Genomic DNA, 20,961 nt, shown 5'->3' with positions numbered 1-20,961 from the left:
ATTTCTGTAAAGGTTTAATGCAGTTTAGAGCACGCTCTTATGCAAAAGTTTAATCACACTTTACTACATGCCTTGACAATCGACAGAAGTACATTAAATCATAGACCAAATCGTATTTTTAGCCGACTGAAAGAATGAAAGATTTCCGGGCTTTTGCTTCAATTATTCATTTAAGCCATTTTTTCAGCAGTTCCTCATATTGATCGAGGAATTCGTTGTAGGCGTTTTTAAGCAGCGGGAGCGCTTCCGATAAAGTGCTGGTATCGTTGGACTTCAGACGCCATTCCGCATCGCGTGCAATCTCGGCCACCCGCGATACACCCACCGTTCCACCGCTGCCTTTCAATGTGTGCAGATTACTTTTTATGGTAGCAATGTCATTTTTATCATAGGCTTCCAGGGCACCATCAACCAATTCATTCGATTCGGTTACAAAGTCTTCGAAAACCGACCAGACCAAGTCAGCTCCCCCAATTCCGTTGAGCTGGTCGATAATCTCTTTGTCCAGGATCGGTAAAACAAGTCCCGGAACGGCTTCCTTTTGCACGGTTTCGGGCTGTTTGCCTTCCCTGCTGCGCAGGATCTCCTTTACTTTCTGAACAAGCGTTTGGGCGCGGATAGGCTTTGGAATGTAATCATCCATACCCTGACTGATAAACCGGTCACGGTCCTCTTTCATTGAGTAAGCCGTCATGGCGACAATTGGCGGCAGCAGATTGGGATATCGCTGTTTCAGTTCCTGAGATGTTTGAACACCATCCATGTCCGGCATTTGAATATCCATAAAAATGATATCGTACCCAGGCGCTGCCGATTTCTGCTGTAACCCGACCATTTCAATCGCTTTGAAACCGCTATCTGCCAGGTCAACGGAACACCCCGATTTTTTCAAAATTTCATTGGCTACCTTTCTATTCACCGCATTATCGTCCACCAATAAAATCCGGGGATGGTAATCAGCGAAGACGTTTTCGATTGGGGTTTCCTCAACCGGGGCAATGATGCTTACCTGTGCAATGGTCGTTTCCTTGGTTTCAAACGTGAACCAGAAAGTACTTCCCTTTCCTACCACGGATTCCACGCCGATTTCACCATGCATCAGCGCGCAAAGCTGCTTTGAAATGGCCAACCCCAGTCCAGTCCCGCCAAAAGACTTCTTGGACGAATTATCAAGCTGGGTAAAAGATGTAAACAAAATTTGCCGGTCCATAGCACTGATACCAATACCGGAATCCTGCACTTCCACTTTGATTTTGTGAAACAACCCGTCCTTTTTTACCAATGTTAGGAAAACTTTCACCGAGCCATTTTCCGTAAATTTCAGCGCATTGGAGGTCAGGTTCGAAAGAATCTGCAATAACCTGGTCTGATCGGCAATGATGAACTTGGGGATATCTGCGGCGATGTGGTAGCTTAATGTGTTGTTCTTGCTTTTGGCTGTTTGCCCAAATAGCGAGACGAGTTTTAATAGCAATTCTTCAACCGCAATCGGTGCCTCGTGCAGCTCCATCTTCCCCGCTTCTATTTTCGAAAGGTCGAGAATGTCATTCAAAATATTCAGTAACGTTTCAGAAGAGCGTTTAATGGTAAGCACATAATCCTTCTGCTCCACATCGAGCGGCGTTTCGCCCAATAAGTCAATCATCCCTATCACACCATTCATTGGAGTCCGTATCTCATGGCTCATATTGGCAAGAAACCCTTCCTTCACTTTCAGGGATCGTTCCGCATGTTCCTTTGCTTTAAGCAATTCGAGCTCGTTCCGTTTGAGCTCAGTAATATCCCGCGCCAGCACAGCTACTTCGGTCGGTTTACCCTTATCATTGGTAAACAAGAGCATATTGATCATAAATTGCCTTTCTGTACCATCCTTGCGGTACATCGTAATTTCAAGGTTCCGCAGGCTTTTGGTTTTACGCAGCCGGATCAATGCTGAATGAATTTTCTTCCTATCCTGAAAAAACTCAATGATTTTGTGTCCGATCACTTCGTCTGGAAGGTAACCCAGTCTTTTCAGCACCGACTGACTGACCATGGTGATCACGCCATCTCTGCCGATCCGGCAATAAATGTCCTGAAGGTTTTCGAAAATCCCCCTGAAAAGCTCCTCGCTATGTCTTAACGACAATTCTGCTCCTTTTCTTCGGGTAATGTCACGTGCGATACCCGATACTTCTTCAATCATGCCATCCGCATAATGAATGGGGTTAAGGTAAAATTCCAGCCACATTTCTCCCCCGTCATTTCGGTCGATCCTGAACTCAAAATACTGTGCTTCTCCCCTTAATGCCTGCCGATACTTCGTTTCAAGCGTCCTGCGATTATTATTACCCACCATCCGCCAGCCAAATTTTTCGGCACTAGATTGAAGCGAAGGCCTCACGCCCAGCTGATTCTGGATCAGATCCGCATAATTTCTATTGAATGATGTGAGTTGCAACGATTTGTTGACGGACCAGATCAAATGTGAGCTGCTGTCGAAAATCGCGTTTAATCTTGCGACATACTTGCTCAGTTCCTCCTCGCTTTGCTTGCGGGCAATCGCCATCGCTACCTGCCCGGATATAAATTCCAGCAGTTCCAGGTCACGGGTATCGAACATATTTGGATCGTCATAAGACTTAACCCCAATGATCCCGGTAACCTTATCCCCGATCCGCAACGGCACGCAAAGCAACAGCCGGGGGGTTACGCCATACAGGTAAAGACTGTTGGTTTTAGCAAGCTGTTCAATATTTTCGTCTGAAAGAAAAAGGGGTTTATTGGACGCAATGGCATATTCGGTCAGGCCATTTCCCAGCTTACGTTTGGTAAACCGCACATTACCTTTGAAATATTGATCTACATAATAAGGGAAATAAATGAAGCTCTTGCTCGGATCGTAAAGTGCAATGAAGAAGTTCTTGACATCGATGATCTTTCCAAGCTCTTCATGGATACTTTGGTAAAAATCATCGAGATTTTGGGTGGTAACCGTCCAGTTGGCAATGCTGTAATACAGGTTCTGTGCCTTCTCCGCCCTGATCTTTTCAGTAAAATCGTTTAATATGCACCTGAATGCAGTGGGCTTATTGTTTTCATACCGGCAATTTACACTTCCCGAGACGAAGACTTTCCTGCCTTCCCTGCTCAAAAAAACCGCTTCAAAATTCGGGTTTGCATTACCTTGTTCAATCAATTTAAGCTGGGCCAGCGCCTCTTCTTTGTGTTGCGGATGCAGGATATCTTCCAATCGCATTGAAGCAATCTCATCCAAACCATAACCCAAAACCTCCCGCCAGGCTTTATTGACAAAAATGAATTTGCCATCAATTGCCACCAGCTGGATCAGATCGCTGGTATTATCGACCAGATCTTGGAGTTGGGAATTAGACTTGGCAATGGACGATTCCATTCTGCGGCGGCGGGTGATGTCATCGCCGACGAGTGTGACACATTCCACTTCATCATGTTCCCGATGCATCAGCACCGAATTGATGGAGAATGTGCGTAATGTTCCCTTTTGTGCGAGAAATGGAATCTCCCTTTGTTCCAGCTTGCGAATGCCCTGAATCCCCTCTTCCAGCATCTGCCTTACTTCCTGACCCTCATCCCCGGGAATCAGTTTTTCAAAAAGGCTATGTCCCACCAAATCAGACTCTTGCCAACCTGTTTTCATCAATGCATGTGCGCTGATGTTGCGGATGACAAAGTCTGGTGAAAATGTGATCCCGATCAGATTTAGATGCTGAAGAGTAGCATGTATAGTCTGCCAGTCAGTGTTGGACAAAATCATTTCCATGGTTCTGGACAATGTAATTTTAAGTTTCCTCGCAATTCTTTATTCAATAAATCTACGAATTAAGCCTTAATTTTGGTTCGTGAAAATGAATTATAAAAATAGGGACGACTCCAAAGTCAGGGCTAAAAAACACCTGGGCCAGCATTTTTTAAAAGACCTTTTTGTCGCCCAGAGAATTGTCGACGGGCTGTCGGGACATGGCGATTATGAGCAGGTTTTGGAGATTGGTCCCGGTATGGGTGTGTTGACCCAGTACTTATTAAATAAGACCGCATTTACAACGCATGTGATCGAGATTGATGTCGAATCGGTGGCATATCTGCAAAAAAACTACGAAGAACTTGCGCCAAGGATTATTGAAGGCGATTTCTTAAAATTCAATCCGGACGAATTCTTTTCGGGAAGCTTCGCAATCATTGGCAATTTCCCGTACAACATTTCCTCACAGATTTTTTTCCGCGCCTTACAAATCAGGGATAGGATACCCGAGGTCGTATGTATGCTGCAGAAAGAAGTAGCTCAAAGAATTGCCTCGCCGCCTGGAAATAAGGATTACGGCATTTTAAGCGTGCTATTACAAGCCTTTTACGATATCGACTATTTGATCACTGTACCCCCAGGTGCATTCAATCCACCACCAAAAGTGCAGTCCGGGGTGATCAGACTGCGGCGCAATGCGGTTACTGACCTGGATTGCGACGAAAAACTGTTTTTTAGGGTGGTTAAAACAGCATTTAATCAACGAAGAAAAACATTAAGAAACGCCTTGAAGCCGATAGGCGAATTCCCCGACCATCCGCTGCTCACGAAACGCGCCGAACAGTTAGCCGTCAGCGATTTCGTAATCCTAACCCAAATCGCCCAAAGGCTGCCCGGATAACTTCAATACCTTGCCCTGACGCCAAAAAATAAGCTAAAAGCTAAGTGCTAATAGCTATGAGCTAAAAAAGCCAACCAATCGCCAAGCTACCTCAACATGACCTTTGAATTAACCCAGCCATACGTAGATCATATTCAGGAACTTATCGAGAGAAAAGATTCCGCCACCATCCAGTCGGAGATGGAAAATCTGTTTCCAACGGACATTAACAGTCTGTTGTACGAGCTGGAAACAGAAAGTGCAAAATTCCTGATTAGTCAGCTTAATATTGAAACCGGTGCGGCTATTCTGGCCGACATGGATCCAAATGATCGACGTGAATTCCTGAAAGCATTCAATTCCGAAGAGATATCCAAATTTGTCAATCTATTCGATTCGGATGATGCCGTGGATTTGCTGAATGAACAGCCGATCCGGGTCAGAGAAGAGGTTATTGCGTTGCTTGAAGACCGCGAGCAGGCCCGGTTCATTCTGGATCTTTTACATTATGATGAGGATGTTGCGGGTGGTTTGATGCAGAAAGAGCTTGTAAAGGCAAATGTTAATTGGACTGTCAATCAATGCATCGAAGAGCTGCGAAAACAGGCGGAGGATGTTGGTAAAGTATACTCCGTTTATGTAGTGGACGATTTTGGGAAATTATTAGGTATTCTCTCGCTTAAGAAAATTGTTCTTGCGCATAAAAACACGAAAATCGAAAGCTTATACGACAAGGATGTCATTTTTGTGGAAACTTACCGGCCGGCGGAGGAAGTGGCGGAGCTTATGCAACGTTACGATCTGGATGCATTGCCCGTTGTGAATGTACAAAGTAAGCTCCTCGGACGTATCACCATTGATGACGTGATCGATGTGATTACCGATCAGGCGAGTTCGGATACACTGGCGATGGCGGGTATTACGGGTGATGTAGAGGAGGACGATACCATTTGGCAGCAAACGAAAGCACGTTTACCCTGGTTGTTGGTCGGAATGATGGGGGGAATATTAGCTGCGAAATTTATCAGTTTTTTCGAAGGCGATCTCAAAATCGTACCAGCAATGGCCGCCTTTATTCCGATTATTGGCTCCACGGGCGGAAATGTCGGTATCCAGACTTCTTCAATCATTTTGCAAAGCCTCGCCGATAAAACAGGACTTGATACCACTGTTGGTCAGCGCCTGATTAGAATGTTCGCCGTCGCTTCTATCAACGGACTCATTATCAGTATCATCGTATTTGGATTCAACCTGCTGATAGGCAATGATGTGCAATTGGCGTTGGTAGTTTCAACAGCGCTAATGTCCGTCGTTTTCCTTGCTTCTTTTATGGGAACCATTACGCCCATTCTCCTTGAAAAAATTGGTATTAATCCCGCCGTCGCATCAGGACCATTCATTACCACGGCCAATGACCTGATCGGTTACGGTGTTTATTTTGGACTGGCGCATTTGCTACTGAACTTGTAGTGACAATCTTGCTAGCATTCGCTCAAACTGATCGGAATGTTGATGGCGAGGCCGCCTTCGGAGGTTTCTTTGTAACGGTGATTCATATCCAGAGCAGTTTGCCACATGGTTTGCACCACATTATCCAGCGAAACTTTCGCATCCTGCGGATTGCTTTGTAAAGCCAATTGGGAAGCAGTAATCGCCTTGATGGCACCCATCGTATTTCGCTCAATGCAGGGAATCTGAACCAATCCACCAACCGGATCGCAGGTCATTCCCAAATGGTGCTCCATTGCGATCTCGGCTGCCATCAAACATTGTTCCACTGTACCGCCCGAAACCTGGGCAAGGCCTGCTGCCGCCATTGCAGAAGAAACGCCGATTTCCGCCTGGCAACCACCCATTGCAGCGGAAATGGTAGCGCCTTTTTTGAATATGCTTCCTATTTCGCCGGCGGTTAAAAGAAATCTGAAAATATCTTCGTCAGTGCCGCCGCAAAAGGCCAGGTGAAATTGTAAAACTGCGGGAATAACGCCTGCTGCACCATTGGTAGGAGCGGTAACGACACGACTATAAGAAGCATTTTCCTCATTAACCGCCAATGCAAAACAACTTACCCAATCGAGCGTGTAGTTAAATCCTGCGCCACTCTCTCTAATCGAATCCACCCATTCGTCACATTCGGTGCACATGATTCCTTTGAGTAATCGTTCATTTAACGCTGCTGCCCGTCGCTGAACCTGCAGTCCGCCGGGAAGGATACCGCTAGTCTGACAGCCATGAAAAATGCTTTCCTGCATGACCTTCCAGATGTTCATCAAATCACTCCTTATGGCAGTTTCATCCTTCCAAACCTGTTCATTTTCTAAAACAATCTGCCAAATCTCTTTCCCGGAAACCCGGTGCCATTGCAACAGGTCCGAGGCATAATCAACAGGATAAGGCAATTCGACTGGCTTGATGTTACCCTCGCTATGTTCTCCCTCCTGAATCACAAAGCCGCCGCCAATCGAATAGTAAGTTTCTTCAAAACCGCCGGACTGCCCGCATTCTGCGAAAAAGGTAATGCCATTGGGATGAAAAGGAAGTGATTCGGATTTATGAAAGATCACATCCTCTTTTGGGGAGAAGCCAATCTTCATTTCTCCATGCAGCAGGGTGGTTTGGCTGGCTGCAATGTCACTGAGAATCTGATCGATGGAAGCGGTTTCAACTGTGACCGGATCATAACCACTCAGGCCGAGTATGACAGCAATGTCCGTCCCGTGCCCCTTACCTGTTTTGGCCAGAGATCCATATAAATGCACTTTTAACGACTGCACATTTTGCAAGCCAATTTTTGAACTTAAAGCTTCCAGAAAAAGCTGTGCAGCCCGCCATGGCCCCAAAGTATGAGAACTGGAAGGCCCAATACCGATTTTAAATATGTCAAAAACAGATATGCGTTCGTCTTTCATCGTTCCATGAATTCACGGGAATTATTTCAAAAGCTTCCCCACGACTTTGTCATTCATGACCACAATGTACAACCCTTCGGCGAGGCTCGCTATATTTATTTTTTCGTCCTTTTTCTGAATGATTTGAGAAATAATTGATCTGCCATTCGAGTCTAAAATTTTCACTTTTGCGGGAAAATCATGCTCTTGCGCATTCAGAAGTACAAAATCCTGCGCTGGGGACGGGTATACTGTTAGTTCTGAATCCCTTTTCCTAATCACAACAGCCACACTGGAATAAGTATAGCTTCCGTCAAGATCGACCATTTTCAGGCGGTAGTAACCTACGTCCTGCTTCAAGCCCCGATCCATGTACTCGTAAGTATTTTGTGATTGAAGTTCTTTCGTCGCGATTGCGGCGATTCTGGAAAAATCTTTACCATTCAAACTGCGTTCGATCTCAAAACCTTTGAAGTTGATCTCCTCAGCCGTTTTCCAGGACAAGTTAATATCTCCTGCATCCGTTTCTTCTGCTTTAAAAGAAATCAAACTAACCGGTAATGGACCGCCCAAACAGGCAACGTCCATTTTTACCGCATTTGTAATCAGCCCAAAATCCGGGCTGTTGATGATTGCCTGACCATAAGCAGATAGGTTCGTATAATTTCCATTTGTGCTGATCCTTCGTCCATTGACACCGTCACACCAATCGTCTGTCCAGGTCCAGGCCAGCCATCCAATTCCATGCGTTTTGCAGCTTCGCAACAGATCGGTGTAAGCCAGGATGGCACTGGAGCACTTACCAAATGCATCCTGAATATTCGCTACTTCTCCAAGGACAATCGGAAACTGGGCGTTCGCGATTTGCACGGCCTTTGCCTCCATAGCTGCTGCATTGTCGGCATACCAGTATGCATGCACGCTCATGATAATGTTGTGTAAAGGGTCGTGCGTTTTCAATCCCGATCCGGTTTGCAAGGCAACATCCAGATTTTGACCGCAATCCGGCGCGTCAATCATGATTGGAACTTCAATACCTACATTCCGCAAATCGGTTATGACATTTTTATAAAAATTAACCCAGGTAACCTGAGCTGCTGCAGGATTAGAAGCCCATTGAACCGTGCCAAATTCATTGGCTACATTCAAAATCACAAAACCTTTGTGCTTGTCGAGTAGGTCAAGCACTGCCTGCTGTTTCCACCAGGTCATCACCGTAGCATTGAACTTTGTGTAGTCATCTGAACAAGTTACATCATGAAGTTCAAGAACTGAGACGATGCCGGCATTGCGAAAGCGGCTTACTACCACATCCAGGTCTGCAATGGAATACGATTTCCACCCGCTGGCCCTATTCGCATACCATTGTATCCTGACTGTATTTGGGTTAGCCTGAATGATCTGAGCAGAAAGTTCATCGTTAATGTGCGTCGGGTCACCGTTAATATTCGCAGGAAACTCCCAGTCATCGGCTAGCGAATAATTAACGCCAGTTGGAATAAAGGCCGTCTCACACGGACCAAGTATGGTCCGTCCATTAGAGTGAATTGTACCCTCTGCGTATGTAGGAACCTCCGGAACAGCCGCACAGGATTGCGCATCAGGAATATTATAGTTTTTTACAAAATCCCAAATCACCTGGTTTGGATCAAATCCGGTCGTTTTTGGCCAACCGTGACCGGTTCCTACTACTCTGATCATGGAGATTTCTTTTACCAACGGTGGATTCCCGACACAGAATTTGAGCTTCGAAACTACATTGGGAACCAGCTCATCGTTTGGCAGGGTGTAAGTGGTTTTTTGACAATTAGAGTATGAAAACCTTGTCAGTGGCCATTCATTCCATTCCGTTGGCGTGTGATTTGGATCAGGGTAGGCGACGACATTATCGGGATCTCCGTGAATGTGCAGGATTGGCACCGGCTTAAAATTTGGCCCGGTAAAATAAGCATAATCCCCATTGTTGGCGTACATATTACCAGAGACCGGAGCAAATGCGGCGACCCTGCTCGGCAGATTTACCGCCAGGTTATAAGTCATATATCCCCCGGCAGAATGCCCGGTTGCATATACTTTCTTTGCATCGATATGGTATGTCGAACAGAAATAGTCGATTAGGTCAGAAGTGAATCTAACATCTTTGGTCTGGTCAATGGCGCGGTGCCAGCCACTCCCGTCGCTATCTGCATTGGGATATACGACTATAAAATTATTGTTATCAGCAGTGGTATTGAATTCCGTCGAATTCCGGATGCCCGCACCGGACCCACCATCTCCATGGTAAACAAAAAGCAATGGCAGATTCAAACCAACCGTCGCGCCAGGTGCATGAAAAATAAAACTTCTCGTCTTGCCGGAAGACGTGATGCTACCGCTACCATCAAGTGCCGCAACAGGGTCGATTACAGTTAGTTGCAGCAAAATTAAAATGACCAGGTATTCAAATCTTTTCATATATCGTTCTGATGAGTAACCAATATAAGACTAATCGAATCTAAACATTTCGTAGAATATATTCTATTTTGGTTTACGAAATAACTTTAAAATTACTAAGTGGTATTGGCATATTCTTATGATGACGTGCCTGCAAATGGCTGCTTCAAGCAAAGCTTTTCCCGAAAAGATAGAACCGAATCAATTACCCCTATTTTTGATATAAGTTTTTAATGATAGTTTTATTCTCATGATTGCAGTAGTCCAGCGCGTCAGCAGCGCATCGGTAACCATTGACGAAATAGTGAATGGGGAAATTAAGACGGGATTCTTGGTTCTATTGGGCATTACACATCTCGATACAAATGAAGATATCGAATGGCTTGGAAAGAAAATCGTAGGTCTGCGGATTTTCAGCGACGATGAAGGGAAGATGAACCTGGATCTAAAATCGGTGTCTGGTGACATTCTGTTGATCAGTCAATTCACCCTTCATGCCAGTACTAAAAAGGGAAACCGACCTTCTTTCATTGAAGCAGCAAAGCCGGAAGCTGCAATACCATTATATGAGGAAATGATTCGTTTACTCGAAAAAGAAATTGGAAGACCCATTCAATGCGGAATATTTGGTGCCGATATGAAAGTAGCCCTCCTCAACGACGGTCCCGTGACCATCATTATCGATTCAAAAAACAGAATATAAATCACTTATTCAGAAATGTCTATCCAAGAAGCTCAAAATCAAGTCGATAGCTGGATCAAAACATACGGCGTCCGTTACTTTTCCGAACTCACCAACATGACGATCCTCACCGAAGAAGTGGGCGAATTGGCCCGAATTATGGCCAGGACTTATGGAGATCAATCCTTTAAGAAATCAGATCTGGGAAAAGACCTGGGCGATGAAATGGCAGATGTATTATGGGTACTGATCTGCCTGGCCAATCAAACTGGGATTAACCTGACAGAAGCATTTGAGAAAAATCTTGAGAAAAAAACGGATCGGGATAAAGAAAGGCACAAAGAGAATCCAAAGCTAATTTGAATGTCTGGAAAGCAAAAAAGCAGAGTCTGGTCTCCCAAACTCTGCTTTGAACTAATGTTATGATGTTACATATCCAGTAACAGTCTCATCGGATCTTCCAAAAGCTGTTTAACACGAACCAGGAAGCTAACCGAATCTTTCCCGTCGATAATACGGTGATCGTAGGAAAGTGCCACGTACATAATCGGACGTACGACGATTTGACCCTCAACCACTACCGCACGTTCAACAATGTTATGCATCCCGAGAATAGCCGATTGCGGCGCATTGATGATTGGTGTTGACAGCATTGACCCGAATGTTCCGCCATTGGTAATGGTAAATGTGCCACCCGACATTTCGTCAAGTCCCAGCTTACCATCACGTGCACGTACTGCAAGGCGAACGATTTCCTTTTCAATGGCCGCAAATGACAATGTTTCCGCGTTACGGATAACCGGTACCACCAATCCGCGAGGCGTTGAAACAGCTACCGAAATATCGCTGAAATCATTATAAACCACTTCCTCACCGTCTATGCTAGCATTAACGACTGGGAAGTCTTTCAGAGCGACAGTCACCGCCTTCACGAAGAATGACATGAACCCAAGACCTACTTCATGTTTTTCCTTGAATTTGTCTTTAAACTTATTGCGCAAGTCCATCACAGGCTTCATATCCACTTCATTGAAAGTGGTTAGCATGGCCGTTTCGTTCTTAACTGCAACAAGGCGGCGTGCGATGGTTTTACGAAGCGAAGACATTTTCTCGCGACGCTGACTTCTCGCTCCCACCGGAGCCGAGGCTGCGGGTGCTGCTTTTGCAGGCGCACTGGCCGGCTGAGGCGCAGAAGCAGGTTTGCTACCCGCTTTCAAAGCGTCGTCTTTCATGATCTTGCCGCCCGAACCCGACCCATTCACATCTTTTGGATCAATTCCTTTTTCCGCAAGAATTTTAGCGGCGACAGGAGATGCGTGTTTTTCATTATAACCTTTATCCGAAGAAGCAGCAGGAGCGTTTGATGCGGCTGGTTGCGAAGAAGCGGCTGTTGTAGCTTCCGGAGCCGTAGCTCCGGGAGCACCGGCTCCCGGTTCAATAGTGCATATGACAGCCCCAATAGCCAGGATATCACCTTCTTTTCCAACAATTTTTAATGTGCCGGCGGCTTCTGCGGGCAGTTCAAATGTGGCTTTATCCGATTCCAGTTCGCAGAGGATTTCATCCACTTCCACATGATCGCCATCTTTTTTACTCCAAGAAGCAATGGTAACCTCCGTAATCGATTCGCCTACCGCAGGCACCTTCATTTCGTAGGCTTTACCCGGTGCGGCAGCAACTGGCGCGGCACCCGATGGCGCGGCAGCAATTGGGGCGGCCGCCGCAGGTTCAGCGGCTTTATCTTCCAACTTTTCGGCGGCGGGTTCAACAGGCGCAGCATTTTGCGGAGCCGCTGCCTCTTGCTTTGGAGCTGCGGGCTGTGAAGCCCCGTTGGAAGACTCAATCGTTGCAATCATGTCACCAATGTTCAGGGTATCCCCTTCCTGCGCCTTGATATGCAAAACACCTTCTGCTTCCGCAGTCAGCTCAAATGTTGCCTTGTCAGAATCAAGCCCGCAAATGACCTCATCCATTTTTACAAAATCGCCGTCATTTTTGAACCAGTTTCCTATTGTAACTTCGGTAATTGACTCGCCAACAGGCGGTACTTTTATCTCAATTTCAGCCATTTTACGTGCAATCTTGTTATCGAATTAAAATCTAAAATTTATAGGAATTTTATTCAAAAGCCCTGTTAATAATCTCTGCCTGTTCTTTCGCATGGATTTTTGAGAATCCAGTGGACGGAGAAGCGCTTGATTGTCTTGCAATAACCTGGAGTGGTTTGGCACCTTTATACATTCTCAGCATAAACGTCCATCCACCCATGTTGAACGGCTCTTCCTGCACCCAAAACGCACTTGCATTTTCATATTTACTTAAATGCGCGTCAATCTGACTTTGCGGGAACGGATGCATTTGCTCAAGACGAATAATCGCAACATCATCTCGCTTATCCGTCTGTTGTTTTTCAAAAAGCTCGTAATACAGCTTTCCTGTACAAAATAACACTTTTGTGACCTTTTCAGGAACTGCAAAATTATCCCCAATAGTCTCCTGAAACGATCCATTCACAAGGCTATCCATCGAAGATACACACAAAGGGTGCCTCAACATTGACTTTGGCGACATCACCACCAACGGCTTCCGGAACGGAAATTTGAGTTGCCTGCGCAGCAAATGGAAGAAATTAGCAGGAGTCGTGACATTCGCGACAATCAAATTGTAGTTTGCAGAAAGCTGCAAATAGCGTTCCGGACGTGCATTGGAATGTTCAGGACCTTGGCCTTCATATCCATGCGGCAGCAACATCACCAGACCTATCCAACGGTCCCACTTGGTTTCGCTGGATGTAACAAATTGATCGATGATCACCTGGGTACCATTTGCAAAGTCACCAAACTGCGCTTCCCATATTACCAAGGCATTTGGATTGGCCATTGAATACCCAAATTCAAAACCTAAAACGCCATACTCGGAAAGCAATGAGTTATAAATCATGAATGGCCCCTGGCCTTCCTGAATATGCTCAAGATTGCTATATGCATCGTTTGTTTCTACATCCCGCAGGACGGCGTGACGGTGAGAGAATGTGCCGCGTTGAACGTCCTGCCCACTTAACCGAACAATATTCCCCTCCACGAGAATAGAACCATAGGCAAGCAATTCAGCAGTTGCCCAGTTCACCTCTTTTTTATCAAATATCATCTGCTCCCGATCTTTCAGTAGCTTATCTATTTGCTTTAAGCGGCTGAAATTCTCAGGAGTTGATATTAATGCTTTACCAATTTTTTCTAACGTTTCGAGAGGCACACCGGTCTCAGGCGATTTCTCAAAATCTTCTGGTTTGGATTTGCGAAGGCTGTGCCACTGTTGTTCCAACTTCGGCAATGTATAGGGCAAAGCTTTTTGCTTTACCATATCCAAACGCTCCTGAAGAAGCTGTTTGAATTCCTTATCCATATTGGCTGCCAGCTGCGCATCAACATCTCCACGTTCAGCCAGCGTTTTCTGATAGATTTCGCGTGGATTCTGGTGGTTTTCAATCGATTTGTACAAAACCGGCTGCGTGAATTTCGGTTCATCCGCCTCATTGTGACCATGACGGCGATAACAAACCATATCTATAAAAATATCTTTATTGAACTTTTGACGATACTCAACGGCCAGACGCATACAGAAAACAACTGCCTCCGGATCGTCACCATTAACGTGGAGGACAGGTGCATCGACGATTTTAGCGACATCAGTGCAATAGATGCTTGATCTTGCATCAATAAAGTCAGTGGTGAAACCTACCTGATTATTGATTACGAAGTGGATCGTTCCACCAGTATAATATCCATTCAGGGCCGACATTTGCGTAACCTCGTACACAATTCCCTGACCAGCTACCGCCGCGTCGCCATGTATAAGAACAGGCAAAACACGGTCATAATCACTATCATACATTCCGTCTGCCCTGGCGCGGATATAACCTTCCACAACCGGATTAACGGCTTCAAGGTGAGATGGATTGGGTGCAAGTTTAAGATGTACTTTATTACCTTCTTTGGTAATAATCTGGCTGGCGAAACCCATATGGTATTTCACATCACCATCACCCCACACCTGATCGGGCAAATTTCCTTCGAACTCGTTGAAAATCTGTCCGTATGTCTTTTGCATCACATTGGCAAGAACATTCAAACGGCCACGGTGCGCCATACCGATCATCACTTCCACAACGCCCATTTCTGCGGCTTTGTTGATCATAGCGTCGAGTGCAGGAATTGTTGTTTCACCTCCTTCGAGCGAGAAACGCTTCTGTCCAAGGTATTTTGTATGAAGGAAATTTTCAAAAACAACGGCTTCATTGAGCTTGGAGAGAATATGCTTTTTCTCGTCAATAGAGAAAGTCATATTCAATGCTTCCTTTTCAATTTTCTTACGAAGCCAGCTTTTTTGTTCGCGGTCCCGGATGTAGAGGTATTCGAAACCAATATTTCTTGTATAAATCGTTTTTAGTGAATCGACGATCTCACGAAGCGTTGCCGGCCTTCCAAAGACTTCAACTCCGGCTTCGAAAACCGTTTCCAGATCTTCGGCTCCCAAATTAAAATCTGCGATATCCAGTTGTGGTTGTCGGTCCTTTCTTTTCTGAATCGGATTTGTCGTGGAAACCAGGTGACCTCTTGACCGATAACCGCGGATCAGATGGACAACCTCCATTTCTTTGCGAATGCGGGAAGGATCTACCTTTGCAGTTGAAGCCGTTTCCTTGCCATTTGCAACCCCATTTGTATGTCCGTTACCGTTAACGGGGTACTTTTGAAAAAAGTCATAACCTTCAAAAAATTTCTGCCATCCTTCGTCTACCGAAGAGGCATCCTGCTTATAAGAATTGTATAATTCGTCAATATAAGCGGCGTCGGAATTTGCTATATATGTGTATTTATCCATCACAAAAGTGAGTATTTCATTGATCGAACAAAGGTACGAGAGTTATGTAAACATTACGAATAAATTCTCCTTTTAACTTGTTCCTAAAAACGCTCTCAACGCTTTCCGAACCCTTAATATTTCTGAAATCCATTGGGGTTTGGTACAAATTTCAGCATCAGCTCATGAATTCCTTTCGGACCTGAATATGACGTGTAGATCTGTTCAACCTGCCTGGTACTGTAGAAATAACCCAGCCTGACATTTCTCCCAACCTGCACTTCGGCAGACAATTGAAGGTAGTCGACCTTTGCAGAAAATGAATTATAACCTCCTCCAATCCGATACGAAGCGCCAATCCCAACTTTTTCATTAAACCAGAAACGGGAGCCAAAATCAACCCGCAACTTATGGTCCTTTTCCTGAATAAAAAGTATATGCGGAAGCATCATGACGTCCTCACTGAGATCATAGCTTCCGCCTGCCATCACATACAATGGACGTCTGTAAAAATTATTGATAGCCTGATTTCCAAATGTCTGGGACAACAATTCCGGTTTTGAAATTCCAAGATATAGCTTGTCGGAACGAAGCCATGCACCCAACCCGAAACTGCCAAGCGCACGGTTTGTACTATTGAATGAAAGATCGGAAACTGGCAAAACGTTGATACCGCCCTGAGCGCCCAGGCCAAGTTTCCAATCATCGGAAATACCTAAATGAAAGGCGAAGCTTGCTGACAAACCCGTGGTGGTGAAGTAACTGGTTTGGTCATTCAATGCCTGAAACCCAATGCCGAATTTGCCAGAAGCGAATGTCCCATCAGCGGCAAATGTTTGGCTGGACGGAGAATTGGGTATGTTGAACCATTTTCTCCTGAACATCGCCGTCATATTGAAGGTCTCCCTAACACCTGTAAATCCCGGATTAATGGACATCGGGTTTTGGACGTATTGCTCGTATAAAACTTCTCTTTGCGCGAGTGCCGATCCCAGGGTGGCAGCGGCGGCAATACACAAAAGACATAAGCGGATCACTGTGTAATGTGTGTTCATGCAATTAGTTAAAAAAACTGCTTTATAGATACGAAAAATGGCAGGAGACATCATCTCTTGCCATCTTTATAACCGTTTCAGAATATATTTATACTGATGTTTTTGATCAAAAATCGTAACCTAATGTTACGTAAGGAATTGCTTTATTGGTATATCCATTGTCAACTCCCCATGCGTAATCGAATTTCGCATAGAATCCGAACAGTGTCGTTCTCACGCCTGCTCCGTAACCCATTAAGTATGGATTTTTGAAATTAGTAACAGTTGCTCTAAATGGATCGTCTTCACTACCAATGATCTGCGTATTCAAGCTATTATTTTCACTGAATGGTCCCTTTCCAGTCCATGCTGTTCCAATATCCCCAAATCCAACTATCTGGAAGTTCCGCAGGAAGCTGGAAGTAATGGCGCCGCGATACAGATATTTAACCAGCGGAATGCGGAGTTCAGCATTTAATAACATATAGCTGGTTCCTGAAAGACGGTTCAGATTAAAGCCGCGCAGGTTGGTAGCGAAGTCGGCGAAGAAAATATCCCGGTTGTCCTTCTGGAAGTTAAGTGGGTTATCCCCCATGCGGGTTTCCTTTTTGTTACCGAGCCAGTTTTCCATTCCGCCCAGTATATTTTGCTTAGGCGCCTTACCACCCGAATGACTTGCCGATGCCCTCACCGCAAGAATCAGATCGCGATGGATCTTTTGATAATGACGAAAATCCAGGCTAATTCGGTTAAAGCTCTCATTGCCATTGGTAAAGCCCTGGTACATGTCGTAACGGAGCTTGAAACGCGTTCCTTCCATCATGTTCATGCCGTTAACCCGCGTATTGTCAAACACATATTCGCTTCGCAAACCACCATAGCTTGAAGCTAGATCCGGATTTGGTAAAATGTACACATCTATCATGCGGGTTGAAGCATACATCGGCGAAAGCGAAAACCGGCTTGTCGTCGAGAACGGATAGGACGCTGTAAACATCAGCTGGTTAAACCGATATTTTTGAGGAGCGCCTTCGGTATCCACATACAAGCTTTTGCGGTCAATACGTACGCCGAAGTCGACCCGATAAGTATTGTTGGAATATTCGGCAAAAAGATCGCTGTTTCGGAAATTGGATGATATGAAAAGCCCCGCCTTTATGATATGGTTTTCCAAAAGGTCATTCATAGAAATGGATTGCGCATATCCGAATCCTCTGATAGGGTCAATGCGCCAATCTGAGCTTGCATCATTGGTGATAAATAATCCCTTGTAGGCATAAGGTCCTTTAACGGCAATATTTTCACGCGTAACCTTTGATCTTGATAGTGCACTTGGTGCTGTCGGGAAAGTACCCCGATTCCTCCTGGACTCAAAGGTTTTCAGAACATCCTCATCAAACTGATAATTGTCAATGTCAACTTCATCGTCCTTTAAAACAAGCTTCGGCGCTTCATTTGGTTTGGCAACACTCACTGAATCGGACTTTAAAACCGGGGCCTTCGGATCACCCGAAGGATTAGTTGCAATTGCACTCAATGAAGGCGTATTAACAATTGTATTGATATCAAATCCATTCTTAAATGCAGCCGTATAATAGCCATCATTCAAATAAGTGTAAGCCAATGCGCCCCCAGATTTTATTGTCAAATCAGCATTCCGTATACTCTGAATATAATTGGTGATTTGAGTATTGGTCGAAGTGGCGCGGTTATACCTGAAAAGGTTATTGACACCCTTTCCATTCGAAAGATATACCAAGTCGTTGTCATCGGCGTAGACAGGCAATATCTTCGTTTTGGTATCAGCCTGAACTAATTTAAGCAGATTTTCAGATTTTGGAATCCCATCGTGCTCAAATATGGTAAACGGAGAAGTAATGGATTTATAGCTTCCTTTATCACCTGTTCCAAGAGAATCAAGTGGCCTGTTTGACGAGAAAACAACTCTTCGTGACGATCCCTGCACAAAACGTGGAGATAGGTCATCGTAAAGGTCATTAGTCAATGGAAGTGCCGAAGCACGGGCAACGCTGATCAGGAAAAGATCATTTTGACCGCCTTTGTCCGCACTTACTGCCAGCATTGTTCCGTCATGGGATATGTCCATATCAACAATCTGATCCAAGCCGCGAATATTACGTTTCAGTTTAATTTTAACCTTTTTCGTGCCTAAATTTTCATATAAATAAAAGTTCTTGCGATCATTTTCAGAAGCCAGAATGGCCAGGGTGTTATTTTTTGACCAACCCAAAAGCGGTGGCTGAGTTTTCGCACGCCCACCGATGAAATCAAGCTTACCTTGGCGAATTATTTTTTTGGAACCACTCTCACTGTCAAATAAATACACTTTATATCTGCCATTTTTGATCTCACTAACAGCGGTGAATTTTTTATCAGGAGATACTTTGATTACTGCGCTCGCATCAGAAGCACTGAATTCGTTAAGCTTATATTTCCAGGTTGGATTCGGATCCGCATAAAACTGTTCTGCGTTCTTGTTTTGGTTTAGATAGTAGGCGCGCCAGTCGCGAAGGAAACGGTTGTATGACTGTATTCCCAGCGTACTCGTAATACTGGTTTGCTCAGTCCTGATAATCCGCGTCAGGTTCAAAATGTCTGATATCTTGTCTCTTCCGTAACGTTCGGCGATATAATTCCAGATCGAATGGCCAATCAATGTTGCATCATTACCAGTCATTAAAGTGGGCTTTCTTACATTTCTGTTTTTGAAAAAATCCCGCATGTAATCATTCAACTCGGGGGACCAGCCTTCTGATATATAAGCCGCCGTTCCCGACATAAACCATTCAGGAAGCGTTAGAAGCAATGAGCTTTGTAATGCTTCCTTCATGTTCCCACCATAAAGCATGTCGTAAACAAAAAGTAGGCTAATGTCTTTGACGAGTTTTTTCCGGAAGCCGATTTGATCACCAGTATAGGCAACTTCCACTCTAGATTGCGACAGATCTAACTTTTGCTCATTCAGATTGTCAAGGGTTGACAGTCCCATATTGCTTTGTTCCAACTCGGCGGGGGAATTGTAAAGGAAGATTTTTACGCGGCTGTACGGCGTCCAACCCAGGATATCTGTGATTTTATCAAATTCACTCTCCGCATATTGGGCAGTTAGTTTCGCCAATGCGGTACCTCCCTGATAGTGATAAATCTCGAAATTGGTGGTTTTGAAAATCTTCCAGCTGAAGGTTTTGTACTGGACCCGATTTTTTCCAAACGTTTCCTGAGAAGGATAGCGCTGTGCTATTGATTTGGTAAATGATCCTAAAACCGCCAAAAGACCGACCGTTAAGGTGAACTTGTGTATAAATCTAATGCTCATAATTCAAAGGCTGACTTCAACGGAAATATAACGAATAATACCTATTAATATTCACTAGCGAATTCAATTCTTTGCCCGTTTCAAGGTGCTGGACGAGTTCGTTTGCGAAAAAAGGCGCCAGTGTAACGCCCTTTGTGCCTAAGCCGTTGAATATGGAAACATTACCGTATTCCGGATGAACACCGATTAATGGCCTTCTGTCCTGCACCGAGGGCCTGATCCCTGCCATTGCTGACTCCACTGAATATTGACTTTTGATCAGCAATTTCAACTTAGCATTCAATTCGTCGGTGGCTTCCGAAGTAGCATTCCAATCCAGTGGATCCCAGGAATATGTCGCACCAATCCTCATAACGAACTCGGAAATCGGCAGCATAAAAATTCCCTGGTTAATGATGTACTGTTTTATTGGCTTCTCTGTGACAATGTCCAGGATCTGACCTTTAACAGGAGCAAATGGAAGCCAGTCGAAAAAACGATTCTCCAAAGCCATAAACCCCTGACAGAAAATGACATTACTAAATTTCAATTGCTTCCAGACAATGTGATCTTTTTCAATTTGAAGGTCATTGCTCTCGAATTTCTCATCCTTAAACTGTCCTTTATCAGAGAAATAGGTTTTGCTTTTTTCCAGCAAAACCGGCAAATCCACCCAGCCCGATTGTACCACTTCCAAACCACCATAAGCAGCCCGGATGTACACGGAAACGTCAACTAAATCGGGATTTGCCGAAACATATGGCGCAATAACGGGATCTGCCGACTGCGCTAAGTACGTATTTTGTTCTTCAATCGATCTGAACGGGCGATAAATCGATACTTCATGCAAGAACCGGGTGTCTAGCTTGGTTTCGAGATCCGAGTAAAATTTTCTGGCATACGGAAAGAGGTCGTCTGCAAGCCAGGTTTTGACGAGCTTTTTGCCGGTTAGGGGATTGAATATTCCGGCTGCTACCTTGGAAGATGAGGGTAAGGAAGAGTCCCCAACTATTAAAAACCGTTTGCCAAGATTGAGCAGGTGAAAAGCAATGGACGTTCCGGCAAGTCCTTGTCCTATAATGAGATAATCGTAATCAACCTCTGTCAT

General features: G+C 44.8%; 12 protein-coding genes. 4 read left to right on the top strand and 8 right to left on the bottom strand.

Annotated elements, in window-relative coordinates; translation table 11 throughout:
• Nucleotides 1-166: 166 nt before the first annotated feature.
• Nucleotides 167-3,775: a PAS domain S-box protein gene (locus FHS68_RS19775; protein WP_445438745.1), complete on the bottom strand. Its 3,609-nt coding sequence runs from the start codon at nt 3,773-3,775 to the stop codon at nt 167-169.
• A gap of 91 nt (nt 3,776-3,866) precedes the next feature.
• On the opposite strand from FHS68_RS19775, the gene rsmA reads away from it, so the two are divergent.
• Both rsmA and mgtE read left to right on the top strand, forming a co-directional pair.
• On the top strand, nt 3,867-4,661 hold the full coding sequence (gene rsmA, locus FHS68_RS19770; RefSeq protein ID WP_167273875.1) for a 16S rRNA (adenine(1518)-N(6)/adenine(1519)-N(6))-dimethyltransferase RsmA: 795 nt from the start codon (nt 3,867-3,869) through the stop codon (nt 4,659-4,661).
• Between the two features lie 96 nt (nt 4,662-4,757).
• Nucleotides 4,758-6,110: a magnesium transporter gene (mgtE, locus tag FHS68_RS19765; RefSeq protein ID WP_167273871.1), complete on the top strand. Its 1,353-nt coding sequence runs from the start codon at nt 4,758-4,760 to the stop codon at nt 6,108-6,110.
• An 11-nt stretch (nt 6,111-6,121) separates the two neighbouring features.
• Here the strand turns inward: mgtE and FHS68_RS19760 are convergent, their stop codons facing one another.
• Both FHS68_RS19760 and FHS68_RS19755 read right to left on the bottom strand, forming a co-directional pair.
• Nucleotides 6,122-7,549: an L-serine ammonia-lyase gene (locus FHS68_RS19760; protein ID WP_167273869.1), complete on the bottom strand. Its 1,428-nt coding sequence runs from the start codon at nt 7,547-7,549 to the stop codon at nt 6,122-6,124.
• Between the two features lie 21 nt (nt 7,550-7,570).
• Nucleotides 7,571-9,982, bottom strand: a complete 2,412-nt coding sequence (locus tag FHS68_RS19755; RefSeq protein WP_167273866.1) for a cellulase family glycosylhydrolase — start codon at nt 9,980-9,982, stop codon at nt 7,571-7,573.
• A gap of 229 nt (nt 9,983-10,211) precedes the next feature.
• Between FHS68_RS19755 and dtd the strand changes: the two genes are divergently transcribed.
• Nucleotides 10,212-10,664: a D-aminoacyl-tRNA deacylase gene (gene dtd, locus FHS68_RS19750; RefSeq protein WP_167273863.1), complete on the top strand. Its 453-nt coding sequence runs from the start codon at nt 10,212-10,214 to the stop codon at nt 10,662-10,664.
• Between the two features lie 15 nt (nt 10,665-10,679).
• A complete protein-coding gene (locus FHS68_RS19745) occupies nt 10,680-11,006 on the top strand; it encodes a nucleotide pyrophosphohydrolase (RefSeq protein WP_167273860.1) in 327 nt (108 codons plus the stop codon).
• Between the two features lie 65 nt (nt 11,007-11,071).
• On the opposite strand, the gene odhB is transcribed toward FHS68_RS19745, so the two are convergent.
• From odhB to FHS68_RS19720, 5 genes are all read right to left on the bottom strand, one after another.
• Nucleotides 11,072-12,712 carry a 2-oxoglutarate dehydrogenase complex dihydrolipoyllysine-residue succinyltransferase gene (gene odhB / locus FHS68_RS19740; RefSeq protein ID WP_167273857.1) on the bottom strand — a complete coding sequence of 547 codons (1,641 nt, stop codon included), beginning with the start codon at nt 12,710-12,712 and terminating at the stop codon, nt 11,072-11,074.
• Nucleotides 12,713-12,761: 49 nt separating this feature from the next.
• Nucleotides 12,762-15,524 carry a 2-oxoglutarate dehydrogenase E1 component gene (locus tag FHS68_RS19735; protein ID WP_167273854.1) on the bottom strand — a complete coding sequence of 921 codons (2,763 nt, stop codon included), beginning with the start codon at nt 15,522-15,524 and terminating at the stop codon, nt 12,762-12,764.
• Nucleotides 15,525-15,637: 113 nt separating this feature from the next.
• A complete protein-coding gene (locus FHS68_RS19730) occupies nt 15,638-16,558 on the bottom strand; it encodes a PorP/SprF family type IX secretion system membrane protein (RefSeq protein ID WP_167273853.1) in 921 nt (306 codons plus the stop codon).
• Between the two features lie 106 nt (nt 16,559-16,664).
• Nucleotides 16,665-19,874 (bottom strand): hypothetical protein, encoded by a 3,210-nt coding sequence (locus FHS68_RS19725; RefSeq protein WP_167273850.1) that lies wholly within the window; start codon nt 19,872-19,874, stop codon nt 16,665-16,667.
• A 16-nt stretch (nt 19,875-19,890) separates the two neighbouring features.
• Entirely contained in the window at nt 19,891-20,961 is a 1,071-nt protein-coding gene (locus tag FHS68_RS19720) for an NAD(P)/FAD-dependent oxidoreductase (protein ID WP_167273847.1), read from the bottom strand.

Origin of the sequence: Dyadobacter arcticus (assembly GCF_011762185.1) — a bacterium.
Classification (GTDB): domain Bacteria; phylum Bacteroidota; class Bacteroidia; order Cytophagales; family Spirosomataceae; genus Dyadobacter; species Dyadobacter arcticus.
Note: the sequence above shows the minus strand (reverse complement) of the source record. Positions and strands in the feature narration are given on the sequence as shown.